The 220-nt window shown below is 39.1% G+C and carries 1 pseudogene; it reads left to right on the top strand.

Annotated features, from left to right (window positions below):
• A pseudogene (rpsL, locus tag A3712_RS09875) lies at positions 1 to 120 on the top strand (30S ribosomal protein S12); the annotation flags it as partial.
• Positions 121 to 220 lie beyond the last annotated feature (100 nt).

Raw genomic sequence — 220 nt, 5'->3', positions numbered from 1 at the left:
CGTGTAAAAGACCTTCCGGGTGTACGTTACCACACTGTTCGCGGCGCACTTGACTGTGCTGGCGTTAATGACCGTAAACAAGGTCGTTCTAAGTACGGTGTGAAACGTCCTAAGTCTTAATTGATTCTCTTTTTTTAAAAAGAAATCGTTAAGTAAGGCCAAACACTATTTTATTTATTATTCTGAAAAGTTTTGGAAAAAACCTGAAGAAGACAACGGA

The sequence above is a fragment of the Vibrio sp. HI00D65 genome (assembly GCF_001635455.1).
GTDB lineage: Bacteria > Pseudomonadota > Gammaproteobacteria > Enterobacterales > Vibrionaceae > Vibrio.
The sequence above is the reverse complement of the archived record's forward strand: the minus strand, read 5'-3'. Positions and strand labels throughout refer to the sequence as shown.